Source organism: Paraburkholderia sp. D1E, from assembly GCF_052682275.1.
On the sequence record NZ_JBQYMB010000001.1, the window covers coordinates 8,981,378 to 9,006,400 of the forward strand.

Annotated in this window: 18 protein-coding genes; 10 read left to right on the forward strand and 8 right to left on the reverse strand. The window is 61.9% G+C overall.

The features are described 5' to 3' along the window. Nucleotides 1-301: 301 nt before the first annotated feature. The gene (locus tag ACUN0E_RS40390; RefSeq protein WP_445570597.1) at nucleotides 302-844 is read right to left on the reverse strand and encodes a hypothetical protein; all 543 of its coding nucleotides are present in this window, start codon (nucleotides 842-844) and stop codon (nucleotides 302-304) included. Between the two features lie 556 nt (nucleotides 845-1,400). Here ACUN0E_RS40390 and ACUN0E_RS40395 point away from each other — a divergent pair. Continuing rightward, the gene (locus ACUN0E_RS40395; protein WP_445570101.1) at nucleotides 1,401-2,429 is read left to right on the forward strand and encodes a bile acid:sodium symporter family protein; all 1,029 of its coding nucleotides are present in this window, start codon (nucleotides 1,401-1,403) and stop codon (nucleotides 2,427-2,429) included. Nucleotides 2,430-2,705: 276 nt separating this feature from the next. Beyond that, nucleotides 2,706-4,559: an EAL domain-containing protein gene (locus tag ACUN0E_RS40400; RefSeq protein ID WP_445570102.1), complete on the forward strand. Its 1,854-nt coding sequence runs from the start codon at nucleotides 2,706-2,708 to the stop codon at nucleotides 4,557-4,559. Here ACUN0E_RS40400 and ACUN0E_RS40405 read toward each other — a convergent pair. After that, nucleotides 4,556-4,765, reverse strand: coding sequence for a hypothetical protein (locus tag ACUN0E_RS40405; RefSeq protein ID WP_445570103.1), 210 nt, complete (start codon nucleotides 4,763-4,765; stop codon nucleotides 4,556-4,558). The two genes, ACUN0E_RS40400 and ACUN0E_RS40405, sit on opposite strands and share 4 nt — an antisense overlap. A 156-nt stretch (nucleotides 4,766-4,921) precedes the next feature. Here ACUN0E_RS40405 and ACUN0E_RS40410 point away from each other — a divergent pair, with 156 nt between their 5' ends. The 7 genes from ACUN0E_RS40410 to ACUN0E_RS40440 all read left to right on the forward strand — a co-directional run bounded on the left by ACUN0E_RS40410 (nucleotide 4,922) and on the right by ACUN0E_RS40440 (nucleotide 13,865). Beyond that, nucleotides 4,922-5,908: a LacI family DNA-binding transcriptional regulator gene (locus ACUN0E_RS40410; protein ID WP_445570104.1), complete on the forward strand. Its 987-nt coding sequence runs from the start codon at nucleotides 4,922-4,924 to the stop codon at nucleotides 5,906-5,908. Beyond that, nucleotides 5,905-7,179: an AGE family epimerase/isomerase gene (locus tag ACUN0E_RS40415; protein ID WP_445570105.1), complete on the forward strand. Its 1,275-nt coding sequence runs from the start codon at nucleotides 5,905-5,907 to the stop codon at nucleotides 7,177-7,179. Before ACUN0E_RS40410 ends, ACUN0E_RS40415 begins: the two co-directional genes overlap by 4 nt. A gap of 5 nt (nucleotides 7,180-7,184) precedes the next feature. After that, nucleotides 7,185-8,093: a carbohydrate kinase family protein gene (locus ACUN0E_RS40420; RefSeq protein ID WP_408338813.1), complete on the forward strand. Its 909-nt coding sequence runs from the start codon at nucleotides 7,185-7,187 to the stop codon at nucleotides 8,091-8,093. A 134-nt stretch (nucleotides 8,094-8,227) separates the two neighbouring features. Further along, nucleotides 8,228-8,458 carry a hypothetical protein gene (locus tag ACUN0E_RS40425; protein WP_408231572.1) on the forward strand — a complete coding sequence of 77 codons (231 nt, stop codon included), beginning with the start codon at nucleotides 8,228-8,230 and terminating at the stop codon, nucleotides 8,456-8,458. A 61-nt stretch (nucleotides 8,459-8,519) separates the two neighbouring features. Beyond that, nucleotides 8,520-8,765 (forward strand): hypothetical protein, encoded by a 246-nt coding sequence (locus ACUN0E_RS40430; protein ID WP_408214390.1) that lies wholly within the window; start codon nucleotides 8,520-8,522, stop codon nucleotides 8,763-8,765. Between the two features lie 235 nt (nucleotides 8,766-9,000). Continuing rightward, nucleotides 9,001-9,969, forward strand: coding sequence for an ion channel (locus ACUN0E_RS40435; protein WP_445570106.1), 969 nt, complete (start codon nucleotides 9,001-9,003; stop codon nucleotides 9,967-9,969). A 308-nt stretch (nucleotides 9,970-10,277) separates the two neighbouring features. Beyond that, nucleotides 10,278-13,865, forward strand: coding sequence for an indolepyruvate ferredoxin oxidoreductase family protein (locus tag ACUN0E_RS40440; protein ID WP_445570107.1), 3,588 nt, complete (start codon nucleotides 10,278-10,280; stop codon nucleotides 13,863-13,865). A 116-nt stretch (nucleotides 13,866-13,981) separates the two neighbouring features. On the opposite strand, the gene ACUN0E_RS40445 is transcribed toward ACUN0E_RS40440, so the two are convergent. Both ACUN0E_RS40445 and ACUN0E_RS40450 read right to left on the reverse strand, forming a co-directional pair. Continuing rightward, on the reverse strand, nucleotides 13,982-14,758 hold the full coding sequence (locus ACUN0E_RS40445) for a copper homeostasis protein CutC (RefSeq protein ID WP_445570108.1): 777 nt from the start codon (nucleotides 14,756-14,758) through the stop codon (nucleotides 13,982-13,984). A 78-nt stretch (nucleotides 14,759-14,836) separates the two neighbouring features. Continuing rightward, nucleotides 14,837-16,105, reverse strand: a complete 1,269-nt coding sequence (locus ACUN0E_RS40450; protein WP_408231558.1) for a sensor domain-containing phosphodiesterase — start codon at nucleotides 16,103-16,105, stop codon at nucleotides 14,837-14,839. Between the two features lie 405 nt (nucleotides 16,106-16,510). Between ACUN0E_RS40450 and ACUN0E_RS40455 the strand changes: the two genes are divergently transcribed. Beyond that, nucleotides 16,511-18,166, forward strand: coding sequence for a Na+/H+ antiporter (locus ACUN0E_RS40455; protein WP_445570109.1), 1,656 nt, complete (start codon nucleotides 16,511-16,513; stop codon nucleotides 18,164-18,166). Between the two features lie 253 nt (nucleotides 18,167-18,419). Here ACUN0E_RS40455 and tnpC read toward each other — a convergent pair whose 3' ends face one another. The 4 genes from tnpC to ACUN0E_RS40475 form a co-directional block, all read right to left on the reverse strand. Then, nucleotides 18,420-19,838: an IS66 family transposase gene (tnpC, locus tag ACUN0E_RS40460; RefSeq protein ID WP_445565280.1), complete on the reverse strand. Its 1,419-nt coding sequence runs from the start codon at nucleotides 19,836-19,838 to the stop codon at nucleotides 18,420-18,422. Between the two features lie 910 nt (nucleotides 19,839-20,748). Further along, nucleotides 20,749-22,056, reverse strand: a complete 1,308-nt coding sequence (locus tag ACUN0E_RS40465; protein WP_445570110.1) for a solute carrier family 23 protein — start codon at nucleotides 22,054-22,056, stop codon at nucleotides 20,749-20,751. A 317-nt stretch (nucleotides 22,057-22,373) separates the two neighbouring features. After that, nucleotides 22,374-23,939: a methyl-accepting chemotaxis protein gene (locus ACUN0E_RS40470; RefSeq protein ID WP_445570111.1), complete on the reverse strand. Its 1,566-nt coding sequence runs from the start codon at nucleotides 23,937-23,939 to the stop codon at nucleotides 22,374-22,376. 414 nt (nucleotides 23,940-24,353) lie between these two features. Next, nucleotides 24,354-24,968: a DUF2239 family protein gene (locus tag ACUN0E_RS40475; RefSeq protein WP_445570112.1), complete on the reverse strand. Its 615-nt coding sequence runs from the start codon at nucleotides 24,966-24,968 to the stop codon at nucleotides 24,354-24,356. Nucleotides 24,969-25,023: the final 55 nt, after the last annotated feature.

The following is a 25,023-nucleotide window of genomic DNA, read 5'->3' on the forward strand; positions in this document are numbered from 1 at the left end:
ACTCACCGCATTGCCGTAGACCTTGCAGTCAGGCGCAAAGCGTTACTGACATTGCGCCCGACCGGGTGATAACGCTTCAGATGACATGCGGATGACGTGTCGCGGCAAATACGACCAAATTTGACGACGGGAGACAGTTTGTTGCCGAATGTTTTCAAAAAAGTGTGGCGTCGAAACGTCACATTGACAGAGGCTTTGGGATGGCAACGACGTGAGACGCCGCAGCAAGCCGGCTTGAATGCCGGAAAAGCGGATGCGGCGAAACGTGGGCGGGGGTTTCGGTGAGACGAGGACGGGGTGTTTAGTTACGGTACGGCAAACCTTCCGGCTGACGCGGATCATCCGTCTGGCGCTGCATGGCACGCGAGGAGCCGCGCTCTTCGTTGTAGCGGGCGACATCGGCGCGAATCGAGCCGGCGCGAACCGGTGCGTTGGGCGGCGGCCGCGGCACTGCGCGCGCTTCGGCGCTGACAGGGGTGATAGCGCCGGCGTACTGCATCCCGCCGCGGCCCTCGTCAGGATATCCGCCTGCGCCGGCAACCCGGCGCATACCTGGGTTGTAGCCAACAAAGCCGTTGCCGTAGGCGAAGTTCGCGCCGCCGTGCGGCAAACGCGCGTTGCTGCCGGCCAGGTTGTTGCGAGCCGGCCTTACATTGGCGGCGCCATAGTAATTGCCGCCGTTGCGCGCATCACCGCGCATTGCGTGGCCCCCAGCGGCATGGGAGTAACCGCCCCCACCACCGCCGCCGTGCGGCATGCCCGGCACTTTCGCGTAGGCGAACGAACACAGCGCAGCGATAACCGCGCCCAACGCCCAGTGCTTCGTTCTCGACAACCCGTCCACCAAGTGACTCACATGCCCGAAGACCTGCCTGAAGCCCACCGTTCGAGCTGCGATGGACTTGTTCTGGGACCGGCACGAGCGCTGCGTATCTATCGCGGCGCGGGGCATCCCGATGGCCTTTGAGCAGTAATTTATGGGTGTGGGCAAAGGGTGTCGAGCCAAAAAGTGTTAGGCCTCGACCGCTGTTGTAACACCTTGTTACTGCGACGTTTTTACGCGACAGGGCCCTTGCGCGAAAGCCTTGAAACAGCTTGGTTCCGCGGCTATATCGAGCCCCGCTAAACGTGCTTGCGTATGACGAATTTCTGGCGAATTTTTCGCCAGATTGTCAAAACGGCAGTGGACCAAACAGAGGCGGTCGCCAATACTGGAACTGGCCTGGGCGTCAGTGGAAGGCAGTCGATGCAGCAAGTTAATGCGTGAAGCTCATTAATCGATTCGGCAAATGAATTTGCATATTCAATCGGTTTTCAACAACAATAGTCGTTTCCCATAGCCTAGGGCGGCCCCATTTGCGCACGCCCTGCTTTCCGCATCACCGAATCGAGATTCCGCCATGGCTCGCCCGAAACTGCTTCCCGACAATTTCACCTTGTGCCTCGTGAGCACCGTGGTCCTTGCCAGCCTCCTGCCGGTTCACGGGCAAGCCGCCGTCGGATTCAACTGGGTGACGAACGTAGCGGTCGGCCTGCTGTTTTTCCTGCACGGCGCCAAACTCTCACGCGAAGCGATTGTTGCGGGCGCGACGCACTGGCGTCTGCATCTGGTAGTGCTGCTCAGCACGTTCGCGCTGTTTCCGCTGCTCGGCCTCGCGCTTAAGCCGCTCCTTTCGCCACTTGTCACGCCGGCGCTCTACGCGGGGGTCCTCTTCCTCTGCACGCTGCCGTCGACGGTTCAATCGTCGATCGCGTTCACGTCCATTGCTAAAGGCAACGTGCCCGCCGCGGTGTGCAGCGCGTCGGCTTCGAGCCTGCTGGGTATCTTCATCACCCCCGCACTCGTCAGCCTCGTCGTCACCAATCAGGCTGCGAGCGGCGGCGCCTCGCCGTGGCATACGGTGGGCAACATCGTTTTGCAACTGCTGGTGCCATTCGTGGCCGGGCAATTGCTGCGGCCGCTGATCGGCAAGTGGATCGAGCGTAATCGCGGCGTGCTGAAGTTCGTCGACCAGGGCTCGATCCTGCTGGTGGTGTACGGCGCGTTCAGCGAGGCCGTCAATGAGGGCCTGTGGCACCAGATCCCGCTGTCCGCCCTCGCCGGCCTGCTGTTGATCTGCGTTGTGCTGCTCGCACTCGCGCTGGCCGTGACGATCTTCGTCAGCAAACGGCTCGGCTTTAGCCGCGCCGATCAGATCACGATCATCTTCTGCGGTTCGAAGAAAAGCCTCGCCGCCGGCGTGCCGATGGCCAAGGTGATTTTCGCCACGCACGCGGTGGGCGCCGTGGTCTTGCCGCTGATGCTGTTCCATCAGATCCAGTTGATGGTGTGCGCCGCACTCGCCCAACGCTGGGGTGCTCGCGACACCAGTGGCGAAACCCACGCCGCCTCGCGCGAGCGGCCCGCCGCCGCTGTCGCGCGTCATTGAATACGCTCGCAATGCAAACAGGACATTCATAAGCGCCCTCCCTGAGCGTCATTTGAAAAAAGCCGCCTTGTGCGGCTTTTTGTTATTTCACGCTCAAACGCCGCCGCTGTCGCCTCGGCCAGATGGCATAGGCAAAGTCCTGGACGTGGCCAAGCCAGCCGGCGGCGAACCCAAGACCACGACGCACCACCCCGGTGCGTCGCTTCACCAAAAATTCACTTAATCCCAGGCAGGATGGGTCGATAAGACGGAGGTCGATCGCTACGCCTAACTGCCATGCAACCTCGTTCGCCCTCCCGGTCCGCTACGCCGCGTATCGATGAGTTGATCGCCCGGCGTGACTTGTCCGCCGTATTCCAGCCAATCATCGATTTCGACGACGGCGCGGTCCTCGGTTACGAAGGGTTGATCCGTGGGCCGGCCGGCACACCGCTCGAAGCGCCGTTCGCCCTGTTTTCGCAGGCACTCGCCGAGGGCTGCGCGCTCGAGCTCGAACAGGCCGCCGCGCGCACCTGCATCGAGGCATTCGCGAGACTCGATTTCGACGGCAAGCTATTTCTCAATTTCAGCGCGGGCGCGATCCGCCAGTTGGCCGGCGCGCTCGACGACACGCTCGCGCTACTGCGTCATCGCGGCGTCGATCCGCAACGAATCGTGATCGAGCTGACCGAGCAAAGCACGATTCTAGATGTCGCCAGCTTCCTGCCGGTAATTTCGTCGCTGCGCATGGCGGGCGCGCAATTCGCGCTCGACGACTACGGCACCGCGAACGCGAGCATGAATCTTTGGGTGCGCCTGCAACCGGATGTCGTGAAGATCGACCGCTTCTTTATTCACGGCATCTCCAGCGATTCGCTCAAGTTCGAAGCCGTGCGCGCCATGCAGCACTTCGCCAGCGCAAGCGGCGCAAGGCTGGTGGCCGAAGGCATCGAAGACGAAGCGGATCTGATCGTGGTGCGCGACATGGGGATCGGCTGCGGGCAGGGCTATTTCTTCGGCCGCCCCCACGCTCAGCCGGCCCGCAACGTCACCGACGACGCCCGCGACGCACTACGCGCCGGCCACATCGCCGTGTTCCCGGAGAACACGCGCACGGTGAGCAGCGCGTCGCCGTCGGGCGGCATGGCGTCGGCGAAAATGATGGTGCATGCGCCGGCGCTGCCGCGCCACGCGACCAACAACGACGTCTTCGAACTGTTCAACCGCCTGCCCGATCTGCACGCGGTGGCGGTGGTCGAGCACGACGAACCGGTCGCGCTGATCAATCGCCGCAGTTTCATGGACCGCTACGCGCTGCCTTACCATCGCGAGCTATTCGGCAAGCGGCCATGCCTGCTGTTTGCGAACGCATCGCCGGTGATCATCGAGCAATCGATGACCGTCGAACAGATGGCCAAGCTGCTCGCGAGCGACGACCAGCGTTATCTCGCCGACGGCTTTGTCATCACCGACAACGCCGGCAAATACGCCGGTCTCGGCACCGGCGAGAAGCTGGTGCGCGCGGTCACCGAGGTGCGCATTGAAGCGGCGCGCTACGCGAACCCGCTGACCTTCCTGCCCGGCAACATTCCGATCAGTTCGCACATCGGCCGCCTGTTGGGGAACGACGCGGGTTTCTGCGCCTGCTATGTCGATCTGAACCACTTCAAGCCCTTCAACGATCAGTACGGCTATTGGCAAGGCGATGAAGTCCTGAAATTCGCCGCCGCCGTGCTCGCCGACGTCTGCGACCCGACCCGCGATTTTTTGGGTCACGTCGGCGGCGACGACTTCCTGATCCTGTTCCAGAGCGATGACTGGCAGGACCGCGTACTGCGCGCGATCTACCTGTTCAACGAAGGCGCGCAGCGCTTCTACGCACCGGCAGACCGGCTGGCCGGCGGCATCCACGGTGAAGACCGGCGCGGCAATCCGACCTTCTTCGGCTTCGTGACGATGGCGATCGGCTGCGTGCGCGTCGAGTCGGACGGCGGCCCGTCGCTTTACAGCAGCGAGGAAATTGCGTCCGTCGCGGCGCTGGCGAAGCGGCGCGCAAAACACGAGACGAGCGGATTCGTGCTGATCGATGCGGATGAGAGCGTGGCGTTGCTGCGGGGACAGGCGGACGTGGCGGCGATGCCCTTCGACTAAGCGCGTGGGCGCGCCAACGCCAACGCCAACGTCAACGTCAACGTCAACGTCAACGTCAACGTCAACGTCAACGTCAACGTCAACGTCAACGTCAACGTCAACGTCAACGTCAACGTCAACGTCAACGTCAACGTCAACGTCAACGTCAACGTCAACGTCAACGTCAACGTCAACGTCAACGTCAACGTCAACGCTTTGTTTAGCATATTTTACTAAACAAAATAAAACACACCAATGTCAATGTCTACGGGTATTTCCGGGTGTTGATCGCGTGCTCTCAAGGCTGAATCAACTGCGTTTTACTATACAATCGCCCGAATCCAAACACCGCGCGGCCGTCCCTCTTGCGGCCGCTTCATTCGATGGCCACCACCATCCGCGACGTTGCCCGTGCAGCCAGCGTGTCGATCGGCACCGTCTCACGCGCATTGAAGAATCAACCTGGCCTTTCTGAAGCCACCCGCGAACGCGTCGTCGAAGCGGCGCGGCAGCTGGGCTATGACGCCGCCCAATTGCGTCCGCGTATCCGCCGTCTCACCTTTCTGTTGCACCGTCAGCACAACAACTTCGCCGTCAGTCCGTTCTTTTCACACGTGCTGCACGGTGTGGAAGACGCGTGCCGCGAACGCGGCATCGTCCCTTCCGTGCTGACCGCCGGTCCGACCGAAGACGTGATCCAGCAGATGCGCCTGCATGCACCGGATGCGGTGGCGATCGCCGGTTTCGTCGAGCCTGAAACGCTGACTACGCTGGTGGCGATGCAACGCCCGCTCGTGCTGATCGACCTGTGGGCGCCCGGCCTGCGCTCGGTGAATCTCGACAACATCGCGGGCGCCACGCTCGCCATGCGGCACCTGTTCGAACAGCAGCGCAAGCGCATCGCGTTCATCGGCGGCTCGCTCGCGCACTTCAGCATCGCCCAGCGCGCGCTCGGTTACCGGCGCGCGTTTTTCGAAGCGGGGTTGCTGTTCGACCCATCGCTTGAAGTCCCCATCGACGCCGGCCTCGATCCCGCCAGCGGCGCCGCGCGCGCGATGCACCAGTTGCTCGACGCGCCCGGCCCGCGGCCCGACGCCGTATTTGCCTACAACGACGCCGCCGCGCTTGCCGCGCTGCGCGCGTGTCTCGCGCGCGGCATCCGCGTACCCGAGGACATCGCGATCATCGGCTTCGACGACATTCCCGCCGCCGCTCATGCCACGCCGCCGCTGTCGACCATTTCGGTCGACAAGGAAGCGCTCGGCCGGCGCGGCGTCGAATTGCTGCTTGAAGACGCACCCGCAGAACTCGAAGTCCGCTTGCCCGTCCATCTCATTGCCCGTGCCAGTACTTTGGTAAAAACGCCATGACGCAATCCGATCTGCTTCACTCCGCCAACAACGTCGCCACGGCACCGCCCGTCGAGAGCTTTCGCACCCGCGACTTTCTGCTCTCTCACGTACGGGACACGCTGAACTTTTACGCGCCGAACGTGCTCGATCCGAGCGGCGGCTTCTTCCATTTCTTTCGCGACGACGGTTCGGTCTACGACAAGACCACGCGGCATCTGGTAAGCACGTGCCGCTACGTCTTCAACTACGCGATGGCGTACCGCCAGTTCGGCGACCCGCAGCATCTCGAGTACGCACGCCACGGCTTGCGCTTCCTGCGCGAAGCGCATTGGGACGCTGAACACGAAGGCTACGACTGGGAGCTCGAGTGGCGCGACGGCCGCAAACGCACGCTCGACGCGACGCGCCACTGCTACGGCCTCGCGTTCGTGCTGCTCGCGTATTCGCATGCGGCGATGGCCGGCATCGAAGAAGCCAAACCGATGATCGGCGCGACCTTCGAGTTAATGGAACATCGCTTCTGGGACGCCGCTGCCGGCCTCTACGCCGACGAAGCGACACCCGACTGGCGCGTCAGTTCGTACCGTGGCCAGAACGCGAACATGCACACCACCGAGGCGTTGCTGACCGCCCACGAGGCAACCGGTCACCTGGTTTATCTCGATCGCGCGGAACGGGTAGCGTCGAACATCACGCTGCGCCAGGCGAAGCTGTCGCAAGGCCTCGTGTGGGAGCACTTTCATGCGGACTGGTCGGTCGACTGGCATTACAACGAGGAAGACAGCTCGAACATCTTCCGTCCGTGGGGCTTCCAGCCTGGGCACCAGACCGAATGGGCCAAGCTGTTGCTGATTCTCGAACGCTATCGTCCGTTGCCGTGGCTGCTGCCGCGCGCCATCGAACTATTCGACGCCGCAATGACCCACGCCTGGGACGAAGACCACGGCGGCCTCTACTACGGCTTCGGCCCAGACGGCACCGTGTGCGACCACGACAAGTATTTCTGGGTCCAGGCGGAGACGTTCGCGACCGCGGCGCTGCTCGGCAAGCGCACCGGCAACGAACGCTTCTGGGATTGGTACGACGAGATCTGGCGCTATAGCTGGACGCATTTCGTCGATCACAAGTACGGCGCGTGGTACCGCATTCTCACGTGCGACAACCGTAAGTACAGCGACGAAAAGAGTCCCGCCGGCAAGACCGACTATCACACGATGGGCGCGTGCTATGAGGTACTGGCGCACGCACTGCCTGACGGCGCGGCCGCTGCGTCCGAATCCGCGGAGTAAGCAAAATGAGCGCGAATAACGAATTCCCCTTCTTCGTTTCAGCCGGCGACATCCTCACCGATCTCGTCCGGACCGGCACCTCGCAATGGCTCTCGCGCCCAGGCGGCGCCGGCTGGAACGTTGCGCGCTGCGTCGCGCAGCTCGGCTTGCCGACGGCGTGTGCCGGATCGCTGGGCGTCGACAATTTCTCCGATGAACTGTGGAGTGCGAGCGTCGCCGCAGGCCTCGACATGCGCTTCATGCAGCGTGTGGAACGTCCGCCCTTGCTGGCGATCGTTCATCAAACGCATCCGCCTGCGTACTTTTTCATGGGTGAGAACGGCGCCGATCTGGCGTTCGATCCGGCGCGCTTGCCGGCGGGCTGGATCGGGCAGGTGAAGTGGGCGCATTTCGGTTGCATCAGCCTGGTGCGTCAGCCGCTTGGCGATACGCTTGCTGCATTGGCCGCCGAGTTACGCTCGCGTGGTGTGAAGATCAGTTTCGATCCGAATTACCGGAACCTGATGGAACACGGGTACGAACCCACGTTGCGAAAGATGGCTGCGCTGGCGGATCTGATCAAGGTGTCGGATGAGGATTTGCGGATGCTCTTCAAAACAGACGACGAGGCCGCCGCACTGGCTCAGTTGCGGGCCATGAATCCTGCTGCCACCGTGCTGGTGACGCGCGGGCCGGAAACGTCCATGTTGATCGACGGCGCCATGGTTGTGGAGGCTCAGCCGCCCAGAGTTGAGGTTGTCGATACCGTTGGTGCCGGAGATGCGTCTATTGGCGGTCTGCTGTTCAGCTTGATGACCGCGCCGCAACGAGCGTGGCCGGAGCATCTTGCCTTTTCTTTGGCTGCCGGCGCGGCGGCTTGCCGCCACGCCGGAGCGCATGCGCCTTCGCTGGATGAGGTTGTAGCGTTGCTGTAGTTTTTTTGCCTTGTGCGGCGCGTATTGTTGTAGACGTCGGTTGCAGACTTCTAGCGCCGCGCAGGCAGAAAACCGAACCTCGATCATCGTGCTAGGATGAAAAATTCCAACCCTTTGGAAGAAGGAGCGTCGCCATGGATGACATCACCTACACCAAGGGCATCTACACGGCCACCGCCTCGGTAAGAGAAGTACGAAGCGACACGTGGCAGGGCATCGTTACCCTTTCCCGCGACGAAGGCGGCGCAAGCGCCGACCAGGAAACCACGGTCTACGAAGTTGAAGCCACCTCGTCTACACCCGAGGAAGCGCTCGAGGAAGCCAAGGCCCTCGCGCACCGCATCCTCGGGGAAATCGAACTTTAGGCAACCCGGCGCGCGCGCCATCGCACTGCGCCATTCCTGAATCAACCGGCTGGAGGCGATCATGGCTGAACAGCTCTTCCTCTACGGCGTGTACTCGATTCACGTCCGCCCTCTCGAACTCAACGGCGCACGCTGGGACGCGGAATACGAGATCCGGCATCGTGAGAAAGCCGTCAAGTCGTGGACCACGGTTGGCGGCGACAACGGCTACGCGGACGAAGCTGAAGCAGTCGTCGCAGCACACCTGCAAGCCGTCGACGACATTGAACACGGTGCTGGCATTCCGAAACCGCGGGCCTTTCCGTAGCCTCTCGGCGAGCCCATTGATGGGGGCGGGTGCATCGTCGAGCGGACGGAATCGCTGTATCCCCCGCGCGCTCGTTCGACGCGCCGCAAGCCACACCTTGAAAGCGTCACTTTTACGCCCCGGCAGCACGCCTTAGCGGCGCCACTTCCAACGCCACTGCAGCGCGCCGGAAATCACGTTCCGCGCGCTAGCCGGCGTGCTACGCTTTGCGCGTTTTCATCTCCACGAGCACGCGATGGCTACTGAACCATCAGACCGCTTTTCCAGCATCGCCGACGACGAGGCGCGTGCGCAGAAACGTCGTGCGCGCGGCAGCCGGGAATTGCGCCTGGACGATCGCGTAGTCATTGCACACGGCATGCCGACGCCGCTCTGGCAGGATCTCTATCACCGCGCGCTCGTCGTCCGCTGGCCGACGTTCTTTGTCTCACTCGGGGTTTTGTTCCTGCTGCTCAACACCGTATTTGCATCGCTCTACATGCTTGGCCGGGCACCGATCGCCAATCAGTTTCCATCGGGTTTCGGCGGCGCGTTCTTCTTCAGCGTCGAAACACTCGCGACGGTCGGCTATGGCGATATGCATCCGCAAACGGTCTACGCCCACTGGATCGCGACGCTGGAGATCTTTGTCGGCATGTCCAGTATCGCGTTGGCGACGGGGCTGATCTTCGCGCGCTTTTCACGGCCTCACGCAAAGATCATGTTTGCCCGCTACGCAGTCGTGCGGCCGCTCGAGGGCCGCATGACGCTGATGGTGCGCGCCGCCAACGCACGTCAGAATGTGATCGCCGAAGCGCGTGCGAAGCTGCGCATCATGCGGCTGGAGACCACCGACGGTTATACGCTGCGCAAGCTCTACGATCTGACGCTGGTGCGCGACCAGCATCCCGTGTTTAAACTGGGCTGGGTGATGATGCACGTCATCGACGAAAATAGCCCGCTGTTCGGCGAAACCGCCGAAACGCTCATAGGTCGTGATGCGTCGCTGTGGCTCACGCTAGAAGGGGTCGACGAATCGACTTCGCAGACCATGCAAGCGCGCCATATGTGGGCTTGTGAGCAGATCCGCTGGCAACACCGCTTCGTTGACGTCATGCGCGAGGAAGACGGTGTGAGTCACATCGATTACTCGCATTTCGACGAGGTCGTACCGCTCGACTCAACGCCGGTCGCCACACCGATGGCAAAAGCGCCCGCGCCGTAGCGCACTCAACGGTAGGCCACCCGCGTTGAATGGTATTCGCCCGCCGGTCGCCAAAAGGCCAGGCCCGCGCCAAGGCTGATTTCACCCTCGCGCCACGCACCAGGGCATACCCGAACCCGCCAGTCGCGTGGCAGATCCACCTCAAAACTTCATTAAAACGCGCGACCCGTCGCGCTGTTTCGTTGAACGCCTCGCCAAGTAGAAAAAATTCACTCCAATTGGCGCTAAAAAATAGAGTCTCTTTCGCCGCGTCACCTCTTGTGGTCCCCACCCACGGCGCGCGGATGCAAAACAATGGAGACTCACTCATGACCGCTCGCCTGCCCATCGACGGCACGCCCGCTCTCGCTGACTACAAGCTTTCAGACAACCTCGCCGCCACGCGGGGCCGGATCTTCCTGACTGGCACCCAGGCGCTGGTGCGCCTCGTGCTGATGCAGCGCGCGCTGGATAAGGCGCACGGCATGAACACAGCCGGCTTCGTCAGCGGTTACCGCGGCTCGCCGCTCGGGATGGTCGACCAGCAGTTGTGGAAAGCCAAGAAACTGCTCACGGCGAGTGATATTCGCTTTTTGCCGGCAATCAACGAAGAACTCGGCGGCACCGCCGTGCTCGGTACGCAGCGGGTGGAATCGGACCCGGAGCGCACCGTCGAAGGCGTATTCGCGATGTGGTACGGCAAGGGCCCCGGCGTGGATCGCGCGGGCGACGCGCTGAAGCACGGCAACGCGTACGGCTCGTCGCCGCACGGTGGGGTGCTGGTGGTGGCGGGCGACGATCACGGCTGCGTGTCGTCGTCGATGCCGCATCAGAGCGATTTCGCGTTGATGGCATGGCATATGCCGGTGGTGAATCCGTCGAACATTGCCGACATGCTTGAGTTCGGCCTGTATGGCTGGGCGCTGTCGCGTTTCTCGGGCGCGTGGGTCGGCTACAAGGCGATTTCGGAAACGGTCGAATCCGGCTCGACGGTCGACCTCGATGCGCTGCAAACCGAATGGACGATTCCACAGGGTTTCGAAACGCCCACCGGCGGCCTCCATAACCGCTGGCCCGATCTGCCGAGCCTGACGATCGAATCGCGGATGCACGCGAAGCTCGATGCGGTGCGTCACTTCGCACGCAGCAACAGCATCGATAAATGGATTGCGCCGAGTCCGCATGCGAATGTGGGTATCGTCACGTGCGGCAAGGCCCATCTGGACTTGATGGAAACGCTGCGGCGGCTCGATCTGACCGTCGCGGATCTGGAAGCGGCCGGTGTGCGGATCTACAAGGTCGGCCTGTCTTTCCCGCTGGAAATGACGCGCATCGACGCGTTCGTCTCCGGCCTGTCTGAAGTACTGGTGATCGAAGAGAAAGGCCCGGTCATCGAACAGCAGATCAAAGACTATCTGTACAACCGCACCCAAGGCACGCGTCCGATCGTGGTCGGCAAAAATGCTGAAGACGGCACGATGCTGCTGTCGTCACTCGGTGAATTGCGCCCGTCGCGTATTCTGCCGGTGTTTGCGAACTGGCTCGCGAAGCACAAGCCGGCGCTCGATCGCCGTGAGCGTGTGGTCGATCTGGTCGCTCCGCAGATCCTCTCGAATGCCGCGGATAGCGTGAAGCGCACGCCGTATTTCTGCTCGGGTTGCCCGCACAACACGTCGACCAAGGTGCCTGAAGGTTCGATCGCGCATGCAGGGATCGGCTGCCACTTCATGGCGTCGTGGATGGAGCGCGACACCACCGGCCTGATTCAGATGGGCGGTGAAGGCGTCGACTGGGCCTCGCATTCGATGTTCACGAAAACGCGCCACGTATTCCAGAATCTCGGCGACGGTACCTACTTTCACTCCGGCATTCTCGCGATCCGTCAGGCGGTGGCCGCGAAAACCACCATCACGTACAAGATTCTCTACAACGATGCAGTCGCGATGACGGGCGGCCAACCGGTCGACGGCAGCATCTCGGTGCCGCAGATCGCACGTCAGGTGGAAGCTGAAGGCGTGTCGCGCTTTGTCGTGGTCAGCGATGAGCCAGAGAAATACGACGGTCACCACGACCTCTTCCCGAAGGGCACGACGTTCCACCATCGCAGCGAAATGGACACCGTGCAGCGCGAGTTGCGCGATACCGATGGCGTGACCGTGCTGATCTACGACCAGACCTGTGCAGCGGAAAAACGGCGTCGCAGGAAAAAAGGCGAGTTTCCCGACCCGGACAAGCGTCTCTTCATCAACGAGGAAGTTTGCGAAGGCTGCGGCGATTGTGGTGTGCAATCGAACTGTCTATCGGTCGAACCGGTTGAGACCGCGTTGGGGCGCAAGCGCCGCATCGATCAATCGTCGTGCAATAAAGACTATTCCTGCGTGAACGGCTTCTGCCCGAGCTTCGTCACGGTGGAAGGCGGCAAGCTGAAGAAAGCCGCAGGCGCCGCGTTCGATCCGGTGGCGCTCGCCGCACGCGTCGAAGCGTTGCCGATTCCCGCGACGCATCTCGATGCCGCGCCGTACGACATTCTGGTGACGGGCGTTGGCGGCACGGGCGTCGTGACGGTCGGCGCATTGATCAGCATGGCGGCGCACCTGGAAGGTAAGAGCGCGTCGGTGCTCGACTTCATGGGCTTCGCGCAAAAGGGCGGCTCGGTGTTGTCGTTCGTGCGCTTCGCCGCGCGCGACGAGTGGCTCAATCAGGTGCGTATCGACACGCAACAGGCCGACGTGCTGCTCGCCTGCGATATGGTAGTAGGCGCGAGCGCCGATGCCTTGCAAACGGTGCGTTATGGCCGCACGCGCATCGTCGTCAACACGCATGCCATTCCAAACGCGACCTTCGTGCAGAACCCGGACGCGACGCTGCATGCCGATGCGTTGATCGACAAGATGCGTCATGCCGCAGGTGAAGACCGCATGTCGACGTGCGATGCCCAGGCGCTCGCCACGCGTTTTCTTGGCGATACCATCGGCGCGAACATTCTGATGCTCGGCTATGCCTGGCAACTCGGTCTCGTGCCGGTATCGTTCGGCGCGATGATGCGCGCGATCGAGTTGAACAACGTCGCGGTACAGATGAATCAACTGGCATTTTCGATTGGGCGTGTTGCTGCGGAAGACCCTGCCGCCCTGGAATCGCTGTGGCAAGCACGGCATCTGGCGAAGCCGGCGGTGCGCGTCGATACGCTCGACGAACTGATCGCACATCGCGAGGGTCGTCTGCAAACCTACGGTGGTTCGAGCTACGTGAAGCGTTATCGCGCGCTGGTCGACGCCGCGCGTCGTGCCGAAACCGTGATCGATGCAAAGAGCGAGCGCATCACACGTGCAGTGGCGACGACGTTCTATCGTCTGCTCGCAGTGAAGGATGAATACGAAGTGGCGCGCCTGCATACGGATAGCGCATTCCGTGAAGCACTGGAGGCGCAATTCGAAGGTGTCGCAGGCAAGGACTTCGGCATCAAGTTCAACCTCGCGCCGCCGACGCTCACGCGTGGGCAACCGGGCGTGAATCCGACCAAGAAGACCTTCGGTCAATGGATGTGGCCGGTGCTCGGCGTGATGGCGAAATTCAGCCGTCTGCGTGGCACGATGCTCGATCCGTTCGGCCGCACGCTTGAACGCAAAATGGAGCGCGAACTCGCCGACGACTACGAAACCACGCTGCAACGCGCGTTCCCGAAGCTCAACGCGGACACTCTGGAAGACGTCGCGAAGCTCGCCGATCTGCACGCTCGGGTACGCGGCTATGGTCACGTGAAGCTGGCGAATCTGGCGGGTGTGAAGCGAGGTGAGCGCGATCTCGCTGCACGCTTGCAGATCGAAGCGGCGACGAGCGCTTCGGTGAAGAAGTCGTTGGAAGAGGTGAAGGGTGCCGGGCAGTTGCGCGGGATTCCGGTGGTCGTCGCGAAGTAGTTCGTTTGCCGGTGGGTGAAGAATGCCGCTTCGGGTTGAACCTCGAAGCGGCATTTTTTCGCCTGATGGCTTGGCTACGCGTTGCGATCAGTAGCGTTGATTTTTCGCCTGGTGAGTCAGCTATGGTTTGCGTCCAGTAGCGCCCTCACTTGCGCGACTTTCGCCGCATCGACGGGTGCGAGACCGTTGCCGCCAACGCGCACGCCCGACCCGAAGTGAACCGCTTGAACTTGCGTCGCGCTCACGAAGCCGGCAACCGCATCGATGGTCAAACCCGCGCCCGCCAGCACCGTGCAATGTGAGCCGGACGCTTGCCGCACCAGAGCATGCATGATCGACTCTGCCTGCAACACCGACGGCTTACCGCCCGAGGTCAGCACGTTCGTCACCGCATCGAAACCGAGCAGCACATCGAGCGCCTTTTGCAGATCACGTGTTTCGTCGAACGCACGATGGAAGGTGATCGCCAGACCATCGGCCGCATCGATTGCGCGCGCGAGGCCTTCGCGATCGATCTCACCGTCCGCCGTCAGCATGCCGATCACCACGCCGTTCGCGCCGGCCGCTTTGACTGCACGCACGTCGCGCAGCATCACGGCATAGTCGTCGGCGTCGTACACGAATGAGCGGCTATGCGGCCGCACGATCACGTTGACCGGGACGCCGGCGGCCGGTACGCCGGCCGCGGGGACGTTTGACGCGGGGACGGCAGTCGCTGGTAAGCTCGCAGCGGGATTTTCCACCGCCGCAACCACCGCTTCGATCAACCCAAGGCTCGGCGTCAGACCGCCCTCGCCCATCGCGGTGACGAGTTCGAGCCGGTTCGCACCGGCCTGCGCGGCAAGCCGGGCGTCGGCAACGGTCGTGGCGATGACTTCAAGTAGGACTGACATAAGCGCGGCTGAGTATCGTTGAAAACGACATGATCTCAGAACCGCCGGTCCGCCTCTCAATCCGAACCATCGGAACCGCTACTCCTCGACCCAATCAATATCGCCGCACAGCACGCACGTCTGCTCACCGACACGCGTCGCCACCGACAGCGTCACGCACGGCAACGCCTCGTTGATCGACAGATACGGACGCGTCACATGCACACGTTCCGGCGCATTGATCGCCGCGCGGAAATACGGACGACGCAACCAGTTCGCCCCTTGCGCATCGGCAAGCGGCAAAAAGCGCGTTTCATGCGCCGCGCGATCGGCGCGCAACACGACGTTGCGGCCCGCCTGCTTGCCCTTCGCATCAAGCAGGAAACAACGCGCGGCATGGTCGAGCGCGAGGAAATTCCAGCACACTTCCTCAAGCGGTTCGCCGGCGGCGAGCCGTTCCGCGGCACGCTCGAACGCCCGCAGGTACGGTATGAGACGGCTCGCATTGCGGCGCTCGCGCGCTTCGGCCTGATCGCGATAGCGGTCAGTCACTTCGCTGATGCAAGTCGCGGCGTGTGCGGCGTCGGCCGCGCCAGGATTCGGTCGGCCGAAGAAAAACCCCTGTACGAAGTCCGCGTCGCAGGCTAGAGCCATCTGCGCTTCATGCTCCGTTTCGACGCCCTCAATCAGCACCAGCTTGCCCGCTTCATGCAGCAGCGCGACCAATCCCGGCAGGATCGTCGCCATATCCGCACGATGCGCAGCGTGCGACAGCATGATGCGGTCGAGCTTCACGATATCGGGATTCAATTGCCAGATTCGTTCGACATTCGAGTGGCCCGCGCCGAAGTCGTCGAGTGCGATCAGGAAACCGCGCTCACGGAACTGGCGCACCGCGTCGGCGAGACGTTCGAGATCTTCCGCGCGCTGTTCGAGCACCTCGAGCACGATGCGCCGCGGTGGCAGATCGAGGCGCTTCAGCGTGGCCAGCAAGGCGGCGGCGAGATACGGATCGGTCAGCGCGCCGGGATGGACGTTCAGGAACAGCCATTCGCGCTCGGCGCCGAGCACCTTGAAATTCTCCAGATGCAGCGTCTGGGCGAGCCGGTCGACTTGCAACACGTCACCCAGACGCGCCGCCTCGCCGAAGACGTCGAGCGGCGACACGGGCCGGTCGAGCGCATCGTGGGCGCGCAGCAGCCCCTCGTAGCCGACCGCCCGCATATGCGACAGGCTGAAAATCGGTTGAAATACGCTGGTCAGCGTCAGCTCGCCATGCTGCGCAGAAAAACGTTCGAGCCCCGACGTCACCTCGACGTCGAAGCCATGCGGCGCGCTGGCCGTCCTTTCCTGTTGCGCAATCGTCATGCAATCCTCTCACGCGAGAGCCGGGCCGGTCCGAACGCGGAAGCGAACAACCTCGGCACCGTTTCTCAAAATGTGCGTCATCGATATTCCTTAAGCAAGCTCCATGCGCACGCTGGCGCACATTCGAATGAAATTTGCATGAAAGATTGCACCGGCGAAAGAGAAGATGCGCCGCCCACGGGCGTGGCACGCACCGTTAAGGTGCACACCCTTACCGAGACGCTTGCCTGCCGCGTCTGCGAAACGTTGCCGTGCACACGCTGGAGTCTTGCCGGATTGACCATGACGTGAGGCATCGTCGGGCTAAACTTCGGCCTTGTGCCTCATGCGCGCTTCGTGACCGATATGCGGCGGCATCGCCGGCTGTCGTAGAGGACGCGCCGTTATATCTTCAGAAATAGACCGATGGATATTGTCTTTACCGTACTGATTCTTTTGCTCGCTGTCGCCGCTTCCGGCGTCGTTACCCGGATGCTGCCGATCGCCTTGCCACTGCCGCTCGTCCAGATTGCGATCGGCGCGTTGCTCGCATGGCCCAGGCTCGGGTTGCACGTCACCTTCGATCCGGAAATTTTCATGATGCTGTTCATTCCGCCGCTGCTGTTCGCGGATGGATGGCGCATTCCCAAGCGCGAATTGTTCATGGCGCGCCGCTCCGTTCTGATGCTTGCGCTCGGCCTGGTTTTCATGACGGTGCTGGCGGTCGGCTACTTCGTGCATGCACTGGTGCCGTCGATCTCGCTGCCGGTCGCATTCGCGCTAGCTGCGGTGTTGTCACCGACGGATGCGGTAGCGCTGTCCGGTATCGCTGGCAAGGGCAAGATTCCTGGACGGCTGATGCACATCCTTGAAGGCGAGGCATTGATGAATGACGCCTCCGGCCTTGTCGCGTTGAAGTTCGCGATTGCCGCGGCGCTGACGGGTGTGTTCTCGCTGCGCGATGCGTCGATCAGCTTCGTGATCATCGCGGTGGGCGGTCTCGCGACGGGGGCAGCGGTGAGCTGGGTGTTCAGTTTTGTGTCGGCGCGCTTTCTGAGTCTTAACGAAGAAGGCGATCCGGCACCCGGTGTGGTGATGACCCTGCTGATTCCGTTCGCCGCTTATCTGATCGCCGAGCGCTTCGAGTTGTCGGGCATTCTGGCTGCGGTCTCGGCCGGCATGATGATGAATTACGCGAGCATTGTGAATGTCGGACCGGTTTCGTCGCGAGTGCGCGCGAACAGCACGTGGACGATGATCGAGTTCGTCTTCAACGGCATGGTGTTCATTCTCCTGGGATTGCAGTTTCCGCACATTCTTGGCCGGGCGTTGCTCGACGCGCACGAAACCAGCAACGCACAGGTGTGGCTGCTGATCGGCTACATCGCCGCTGTAGCGGCAGCGCTTTACGCGCTGCGCTTCGTGTGGGTCTGGCTGTTGCGCTGGTTCGCGAGCCGCGGCGCGGCGAAGCATGGTGTGGTGAACGCCGTGCCGGGGTTGCGCACAGTCACGGTGACGACGGTGGCCGGCGTGCGTGGCGCGGTAACGCTGGCGGGGGTGTTGTCGCTGCCTGAGGTATTACCGGGAGGGACGCCACTGCCGGGGCGGGACCTGGCGATTTTCATTGCCTCGGGGGTGATTCTGCTATCGCTGCTGGTGGCGGTGGTGGCGTTGCCGTTGTTGTTGCGGGGCTGGCGGCGTAGCAAGGATCCGCATGCCGCGGAGGAAGCGCTGGCGCGCACGACAGCGGCACAAGCGGCGATTCGTGCCGTCGATGAGTTGCACGATGTCGAGTGTGCGGATCTCGATGAGTCGGCATCGGCTTATGCCGTGGATGTCACCGCGAGGGTGATGGATGTTTATCGGCGCCGGCTTGCCACGCTTGGAGACGAACAGGAACCGCGGGAGTTGGCGCGCCGTGCCGATGCGCTGGAATTCCGGATGAAGTTGGCGGCGATGAGGGCCGAGCGGAAGGCGCTGCTTGCGCTGCGCAATAGTCAGGCGATCAATGATGAGACTTTGAATAAGCTCATGCGGGAGGTGGATTTGTCGGAGACGGCGCTTACTGTTCGGAAGAAGTGAAGGTTTGGGTTATGGATTTGCCTTTGGCGGGTTTTGTTTGTTTGCCTGCGGCGGTGGGATTTTCTTGAATTGTTTGCCTGCTCGGCGCTTGTTTGGCTGTTGGCCTATGGCGTTGGCCTTTCCTTGATCTGTTTGTTTGCTCGGCGCGTCTTGTCTGGTTGCCTATGGCGTTGGCCTTTCCTTGAATTCTTATTGGTTTATTAGCGTCGCCCCTGTGCGGGGCAGGCACTTACTTCTCTTTGCCGCCGCGTAACTATTCAGCGGCCGGCAGGGGCGAAACGACCAAACCGGCAAAGCTCAAGGCCAGCGCATCGATCAGCGAGCGGTTCTGCTTACGCAAAGTGGCGAGATAGGAGCGGATTGTGCAGAACGCCTCCATGCCGCAGACAGAGCGGAAACACCCTGATATTTTCTGCTTGAGTTTGGGCATGCGGATATCGCGCTCGGCCAGATTGTTGTCGAACGGCACACGGTGATCTGCAATAAAACGCCATACCTGGCGCGTCTGTGTGTGCAGGCGGCGCAGCAGATTGTAGGCAAAGCTCTGCCTGATCTTGCCGCGCCGCTCCTTGCGCCTGGACTCGCGCGCCTGCTGGGGATTAAGCCTGTCTCCCAGAGCAATCAGCGCCCGACTTCGCCTGGCGTAATAGCGCTGGCGCGATCGACTCAGTGCCGTGTTGCCGCAGGCCAGACTGAGCTCACTCTCGCGTTTGGCCTGACACAGCAGATCAATCATCTGCTGGGCCCACGCCTGCCCGGTGGACTCCAGCACAAACACCAACTCGCGCAGATGGTGGGCATTGCATAGCGCATGGTCGCAGTCATAGTAGGCATACGGTCGCCAGCCGTCATGTACCGCGATGCCCGTGAAGCCAGGCAGAATGCCGAAACTGTCGAGTGCCTCGCGACCGCGCTTGTGGTGCGCACCGTACCAGCTCAGCGTGCGCGTTGACGCGGTATGCAGCCAGTGGGGCGTACGTCCCACGCGCATGCTGCTCTCATCGAAATGCACGACCGGCTGCTTATGCAGTGCCTGGCTGATCTGTTCAACTGCGGGCGCCAGCAGATGTGCTGCCTGATCAATGCTGTGCTGCACGGTGCCGGTACTCACACGCAGACCGAACAGATCCGTCAGCGCCTGAGCGGTGCGTCCCACTGGCAGTTGCTGGTACTGCGTCAGATAGACTGCCGCGGCGCGCACCTGGGCACCGTACTGCACCGCCTGGCTTACGCCTTCGGGAAACACGCCCGAATGACGTTTGCCGCAGCGACACTGTGCGATCTGCACGCGATGTTCGGTCACCTCAAAACGCGTGGGCGGCAAATCGATCACCTGACGTCCTTCAGTCACCACGGTGATCCGTGTGGAATCAAGCCGTGCCCCGCATGCATCGCACACCCGCGCCACCGGGTGAATCTCAATGTGATCGGGTTGCGCCACGCGTTTTAGCGTCTTGCCTTTATGACCGGGCTGCGCTCCCGGGCGTGCACCGCTTACGCCGCGCAACGACTTCGGTTTGCGCTTCGGGCCGTCGCTTGATGGTGGCTTGCTGGAGTTATGACTGTCCTTCTCAAGCTTCGCCTCAAGCTCGTTCAGACGCCTCACAAGATCGACGATCAGTGCGTCCTTCTGTTCAGGCGTCAGATCCTTGATGTCGGGCATCTTCGTCATGTCCTTCACTATGCATGGCCTGGTTCCAGTTTACAACCGCTGAATAGTTACGCCGCCGCAAAGAGAAGTAAGCAAGAGAAAGCGGCTCACACCGCTAATTCTTAAGCGGGTCTCTCGTGCAGTTGCGGTAGTGGTGCATCTGGAATCTGTACTTTTGCGCATTCGGCTTTAGTGACAAGGCAGTCATGCTTCCCGCCTCGCACTACGTGCTCGCCGGAAGGGGCCATCAGAAATCCGGGCTTCGTTTGGAGGCGGTGGAGGTCATCGGCTTCGCCTCGGCGACGCGCCAAGAATTTGTCTATTTCGGCTGTGCCACTCGGTGCCCCGCGCGGTCGAAAGGTTGCGAATGGATGCAGGCAACAATTCGCATTCCGAATGGAGTGAAGAGGTCGCACTTAACTCGACAGACAGCAACTGACGAATCGAATGCCGGCGAATTCAAGCGAAGCGCTTGCGCATTGCAAAAACGTTGAGGATGCAGGGGTGGGCCGCGGCGTCGAGTAAAGCTCGCGCGCGAAAACGAACCGATGGTTCTATGAAGTACGCGTCGGCGCGCGCAGCGCCGCCGGAAGCATGACTGCCTTGTCACTTACTCCGGATGTGCGAGAACACAGATTCCAGATGCACCACTACCGTGGCTGTGCGGGGGACCCACTTAAGAATTAGCGGTGTGAGCCGCTTTCTTTGCTTATCTTTCTTTGCGGCGGCAAAGAAAGTAAGTGCCTGCCCCGCACAGGGGCGAACGCTAATAGACCAATATCAATTCAAGGAAAGGCCAACGCCACAGGCATACAACCAAAAAGCGCCGCGCAGGCAGCCAACTCAATCAAATCCCACCGCCATAGGCATTCCGACGAACAAGCGCGCGCAGGCAAACAAACAAAACCCGCCAACGGCAAAAAACCACCCCTTAAGCCACCGGCCCCTGCGCCGGCTTCCTCCTCAGGAGAGCATAAAGAATAATCGCTCCGAAGGTAGCAGTACCGATCCCGCCAAGCCCAAATCCACCGAGCTTCAACGAAAAGTCCCCAGCGCCCAGCACGAGCGTCACCGCCGCAACGATCAGATTCCGGTTGTCGGAGAAATCGACCTTATTCACGACCCAGATGCGCGCGCCGGTCACGGCGATCAGGCCGAACACCACGATCGACACGCCACCCAGCACCGGTCCCGGAATGGTCTGAATCACGGCACCGAACTTCGGCGAGAAACCAAGCACAAGAGCAATAAGCGCGGCAATCACAAACACCAGGGTCGAATAAATCTTGGTCACCGCCATCACGCCAATGTTCTCGGCGTAAGTTGTCACCCCAGTGCCGCCGGCAAAGCCAGACAGAATCGTCGCGAGTCCATCGCCGAGAAATGCGCGGCCGACATAGCGGTCGAGATTCTGACCGGTCATCGCGCTCACGGCCTTGATGTGCCCAAGATTCTCAGCAACAAGAATCACCGCGATCGGGGCAAGCAAGGTCATCGCCTGCAGGTTGAAAACCGGCGCGGTGAAGTGCGGCATACCGAACCACGCAGCGTTCGCCACAATCGCGAAATCGATCGGCTTACCCATGCCGAGACCATTCGTGACGATCGCGTAAATCACGTACGCCATCAGCAAACCGACCAGAATCAGCAGACGCTGCAGCATGCCGCGCGCAAACACCGCGACCGCGCCGACGCACAGCACCGTCACGAGTGCCATCCACGAATCAAAGTTGCTGCCGCTCACGCCATGCACCGCAATCGGCGCAAGATTCAGCCCGATCACGCAGACGATCGCACCCGTCACCACGGGTGGCATCAGCGTTTCAATCCATCGGGTGCCAACCGCCGACACGATCAAACCAATGATCGCGTACGCCACCCCGCACGCGATGATCCCGCCCAACGCAACCGGAATGTTCATGTTCGGACCGTGGCCGCCATACCCCGTCACCGCGATCACCAGACCGATGAATGCAAAACTCGAGCCGAGATAGCTCGGCACACGTCCGCCCACCAGCACGAAGAACAACAGCGTGCCGATCCCCGACATGAAGATGCACAGGTTCGGATCGAAGCCCATCAGCAACGGCGCAAGCACGGTCGAACCGAACATCGCAACGACGTGCTGAATGCCCATCGCAAACATCTGCGGCCACGCGAGGCGCTCGTCGGTGCCGACAATGCGGCCCTCGGCAGCGTCCGGCTGGGCGCGCCAGCGTGGGAAATAGGAATCGGCCATGGCGGGGGTTCTCCTCTGTCGGCGTTTTAGTGGACGGCGCAGCGAATCGGCGCCGTCTGGGAATTACGCGCGAGTGTACGGAGAGCCATCAGGCCTGGCAAGGGCGGCAAAAACCGCGCAAGGAGCGCTACGCACGCCTCGCCCTCGAATGCCACGGAGTAACCCGGCACCGCCCTGATCTATCACAGGCGCAAGCAGCCATGCCCTCGACAATCAGCGACGCGGGCAGTACGTCCCTGATCCATCACCGGCGCAAGTAGTCACGCCCAGACGATGCCCCGCGCTGTCGGCCACGCCCCTCATCAACGCCCACTCCATCAGCCCTGCCGCGCGTCCAGCGAGAACACGGTCACCGCCGCTTGCAACTGCCTTGCCTGGTCCGCCATCGACGCCGCCGCAGCCGCCGCTTGCTCGACCAGCGCCGCGTTCTGCTGGGTCACGTCGTCCATCTGTGCGACGGCACGGTTCACTTCCTCGATGCCGGTGCTCTGCTCCTGCGATGCCGACGAAATCTCACCCATGATGTCGGTCACACGTTTCACCGCATGCGTAACTTCCGCCATCGTCTGACCGGCCCGCTCGGCCAGTTCTGCACCGCTGCCCACGCGCGCCGTCGAGCTCTCGATCAGCTCCTTGATCTCCTTGGCCGAGACCGCGCTGCGTTGGGCCAGTGAACGCACTTCCCCCGCCACCACCGCGAAGCCGCGACCCTGTTCACCGGCACGCGCCGCTTCCACCGCCGCGTTCAGCGCGAGAATATTGGTCTGGAACGCGATCCCTTCGATCACCGCGATGATGTCGGTCATGCGCTTCGAGCCGGCCGCCAGTTCGCGCATCGTTTCGACCACGTCGCCAACCAGGCTGCTGCCACGCACGGCCACTTCCGACGCGCCATGCGCGACACCGCCCGCCTGCTGCGCATTTTCGGCATTCATCTTCACCGTCGACGTCAATTCCTGCATGCTCGACGCGGTTTGCTGCAACGCGGCGGCCTGCTCTTCAGTGCGTTGCGACAGGTCGGTGTTGCCCTGCGCGATCTCGCCCGAGGCCATCAGGATCGATTCGCTCGACTCGCTAATGCCCGACACGATACCCGCCAGCCGCTCACGCATGTTGTGCAGTGCGAACAGCATGCTGTCGGTGTCGCCCGCACGGGTGTCGACGCGCACGCTCAGGTCGCCATCGGCGATACGGTTGGCGATGTGCATCGCGTAATCCGGTTCGCCGCCGAGCTGGCGGGCGAGGCGTCGCGCAATCATCGTCGCGAGCAGCGTGCCCGCCGCGATCGCGCCCAACACCAACGCAAGCATCACGACGCGCATGTGCCGATACTGAGCGCTTGCCTCCTGCTGGGCTTCGTTGGCTTGCTGACGGCGATAGTCGATCAGCGCCGTGATGCGATCGCGCAGCGCCTCGCTCGACGCAATCGCGCGTCGCACGAGTTCGTTGTTGTCGACGCCAGCCGGAATCGGTTCGAGTCCGATCTGCTGATGCACGATGCCCTCCCACACGGCCGACTTGCGAAGCACTTCGTCGAACATCTCCTGACCCTTGCTGGTCGCGATGGTCGCGCGATACTGGTCGTAGGCGCCATGCATCTCCTTGAGCGAGGCGACAATGCTGTCCTTCAATTTTTGACGGCCGGCGTCGTCGGCGGCATAGCCGAGGTTCGCGGCGGCAAGATCGGAATCGATCTTGTGGCGGTTCGCCTCTTCCATCCAGTAGAGGCCGTTCATGTGCTGGTCGCAGATGGCGTCGGTAATGTCATGCATCGACGACAACGTCTTCAGCGAAGTCCCGCCGATCACGACGCAGAACCCGATCACAACGGCAAACGCCAACAGCAACTTCCTGAATACGGTCATGCGGTCGAACCACTTCATCTCACCATCCTTCATAAGTACTGAGGGGACGCTCGCGCCGCTGGGCCATGGCGAAACATTTCGCGTTTTTTAGGATACGTGGCGACGCTGCCCCCTCTTTTACGGCGGCGATATCAGAGACTGAAGCAAAAAATGGCGGGAATAACCGGGACAGGATGATGTAAGCAATGCCTGGCAAATGGCGCCGGATCGCTCAGTCAACCTGCTTTGCGCGTCAGCGCGGTGATTGGGATTTGTCTGATATATAGGGGCGAGTCGAACTCTTAAACTTTGTTTGCTGCGTTCATCTCCATGAGTAAGCGCACGCGCTGTTGTTGTAACTCTCCGACTTTCCGCTCACGCTCCCCCGGTGTGAGCGGCTTTTTTTTGTCCATACGTTTCGTTGGGCTGCGCACTCGCCGGTGCGCAGTCGAATTACAGATGCGTGCCGAATGCGCCTTCGGCAAGACACAGCGTGTGATTGCGTACGTCCTCTGGCCATGCCGCGACGATATCCTCAAACCGTTCCCGATCGTCGGCGTAGAGCGCGCGCGTTGCGTCTTCATAGTCAGGCAGATTGCCGGCGAGCGCGGTCATGAAGCGATACACCGCTTCTTGCGCTGCGCGCTTGCGGCCCTTGTCCTCGCCCGCAAGCCGCGCCGCCTCGACCAGTTTGCGCAGCGCAACCGAAGCGCCACCCGATTGCCCGTTGAGCCAATCCCAATGACGCGGCAGCAACGTGACCTCTCTTGCCACCACACCGAGCCGGGGACGGCCGCGGCCACGCGGCGCATCGTCTTCTTCGGCGCTCGCGGTTGATTCGGGTTGCTCGCCGGGTGCCTGGCTTGCCAGCCGCGCGAGAATCTCTTCAGGTGAGCCGCGCAAATCAAACTCGACCGGGCGGCTCGTGATGTCGTCGAAAATTAGCACAGGCGCCTGTTCTCCGCGCGCCAGCACCTCTCGTACAGCGAGCGCCACCTCGGACAAAGCGCCCGAGGCAATGCGGCGGTATCCCTCGAAGGCGGTGCAGGTAGCAGGATGGGGGGTCATGACAAACTCCAGAAAGGTGAATTTGTCGAATTATACCCGGGTGTAAATTGGATAC

Bases quoted from the DNA above. Each gene is read 5' to 3' on its own strand.
- ACUN0E_RS40395 (WP_445570101.1), top strand. From the start codon at position 1,401: ATGGCTCGCCCGAAACTGCTTCCCGACAATTTCACCTTGTGCCTCGTG.
- ACUN0E_RS40400 (WP_445570102.1), top strand. From the start codon at position 2,706: ATGCAACCTCGTTCGCCCTCCCGGTCCGCTACGCCGCGTATCGATGAG.
- ACUN0E_RS40405 (WP_445570103.1), bottom strand. From the start codon at position 4,765: ATGCTAAACAAAGCGTTGACGTTGACGTTGACGTTGACGTTGACGTTG.
- ACUN0E_RS40410 (WP_445570104.1), top strand. From the start codon at position 4,922: ATGGCCACCACCATCCGCGACGTTGCCCGTGCAGCCAGCGTGTCGATC.
- ACUN0E_RS40415 (WP_445570105.1), top strand. From the start codon at position 5,905: ATGACGCAATCCGATCTGCTTCACTCCGCCAACAACGTCGCCACGGCA.
- ACUN0E_RS40420 (WP_408338813.1), top strand. From the start codon at position 7,185: ATGAGCGCGAATAACGAATTCCCCTTCTTCGTTTCAGCCGGCGACATC.
- ACUN0E_RS40425 (WP_408231572.1), top strand. From the start codon at position 8,228: ATGGATGACATCACCTACACCAAGGGCATCTACACGGCCACCGCCTCG.
- ACUN0E_RS40430 (WP_408214390.1), top strand. From the start codon at position 8,520: ATGGCTGAACAGCTCTTCCTCTACGGCGTGTACTCGATTCACGTCCGC.
- ACUN0E_RS40435 (WP_445570106.1), top strand. From the start codon at position 9,001: ATGGCTACTGAACCATCAGACCGCTTTTCCAGCATCGCCGACGACGAG.
- ACUN0E_RS40440 (WP_445570107.1), top strand. From the start codon at position 10,278: ATGACCGCTCGCCTGCCCATCGACGGCACGCCCGCTCTCGCTGACTAC.
- ACUN0E_RS40445 (WP_445570108.1), bottom strand. From the start codon at position 14,758: ATGTCAGTCCTACTTGAAGTCATCGCCACGACCGTTGCCGACGCCCGG.
- ACUN0E_RS40450 (WP_408231558.1), bottom strand. From the start codon at position 16,105: ATGACGATTGCGCAACAGGAAAGGACGGCCAGCGCGCCGCATGGCTTC.
- ACUN0E_RS40455 (WP_445570109.1), top strand. From the start codon at position 16,511: ATGGATATTGTCTTTACCGTACTGATTCTTTTGCTCGCTGTCGCCGCT.
- tnpC (WP_445565280.1), bottom strand. From the start codon at position 19,838: ATGACGAAGATGCCCGACATCAAGGATCTGACGCCTGAACAGAAGGAC.
- ACUN0E_RS40465 (WP_445570110.1), bottom strand. From the start codon at position 22,056: ATGGCCGATTCCTATTTCCCACGCTGGCGCGCCCAGCCGGACGCTGCC.
- ACUN0E_RS40470 (WP_445570111.1), bottom strand. From the start codon at position 23,939: ATGAAGTGGTTCGACCGCATGACCGTATTCAGGAAGTTGCTGTTGGCG.
- ACUN0E_RS40475 (WP_445570112.1), bottom strand. From the start codon at position 24,968: ATGACCCCCCATCCTGCTACCTGCACCGCCTTCGAGGGATACCGCCGC.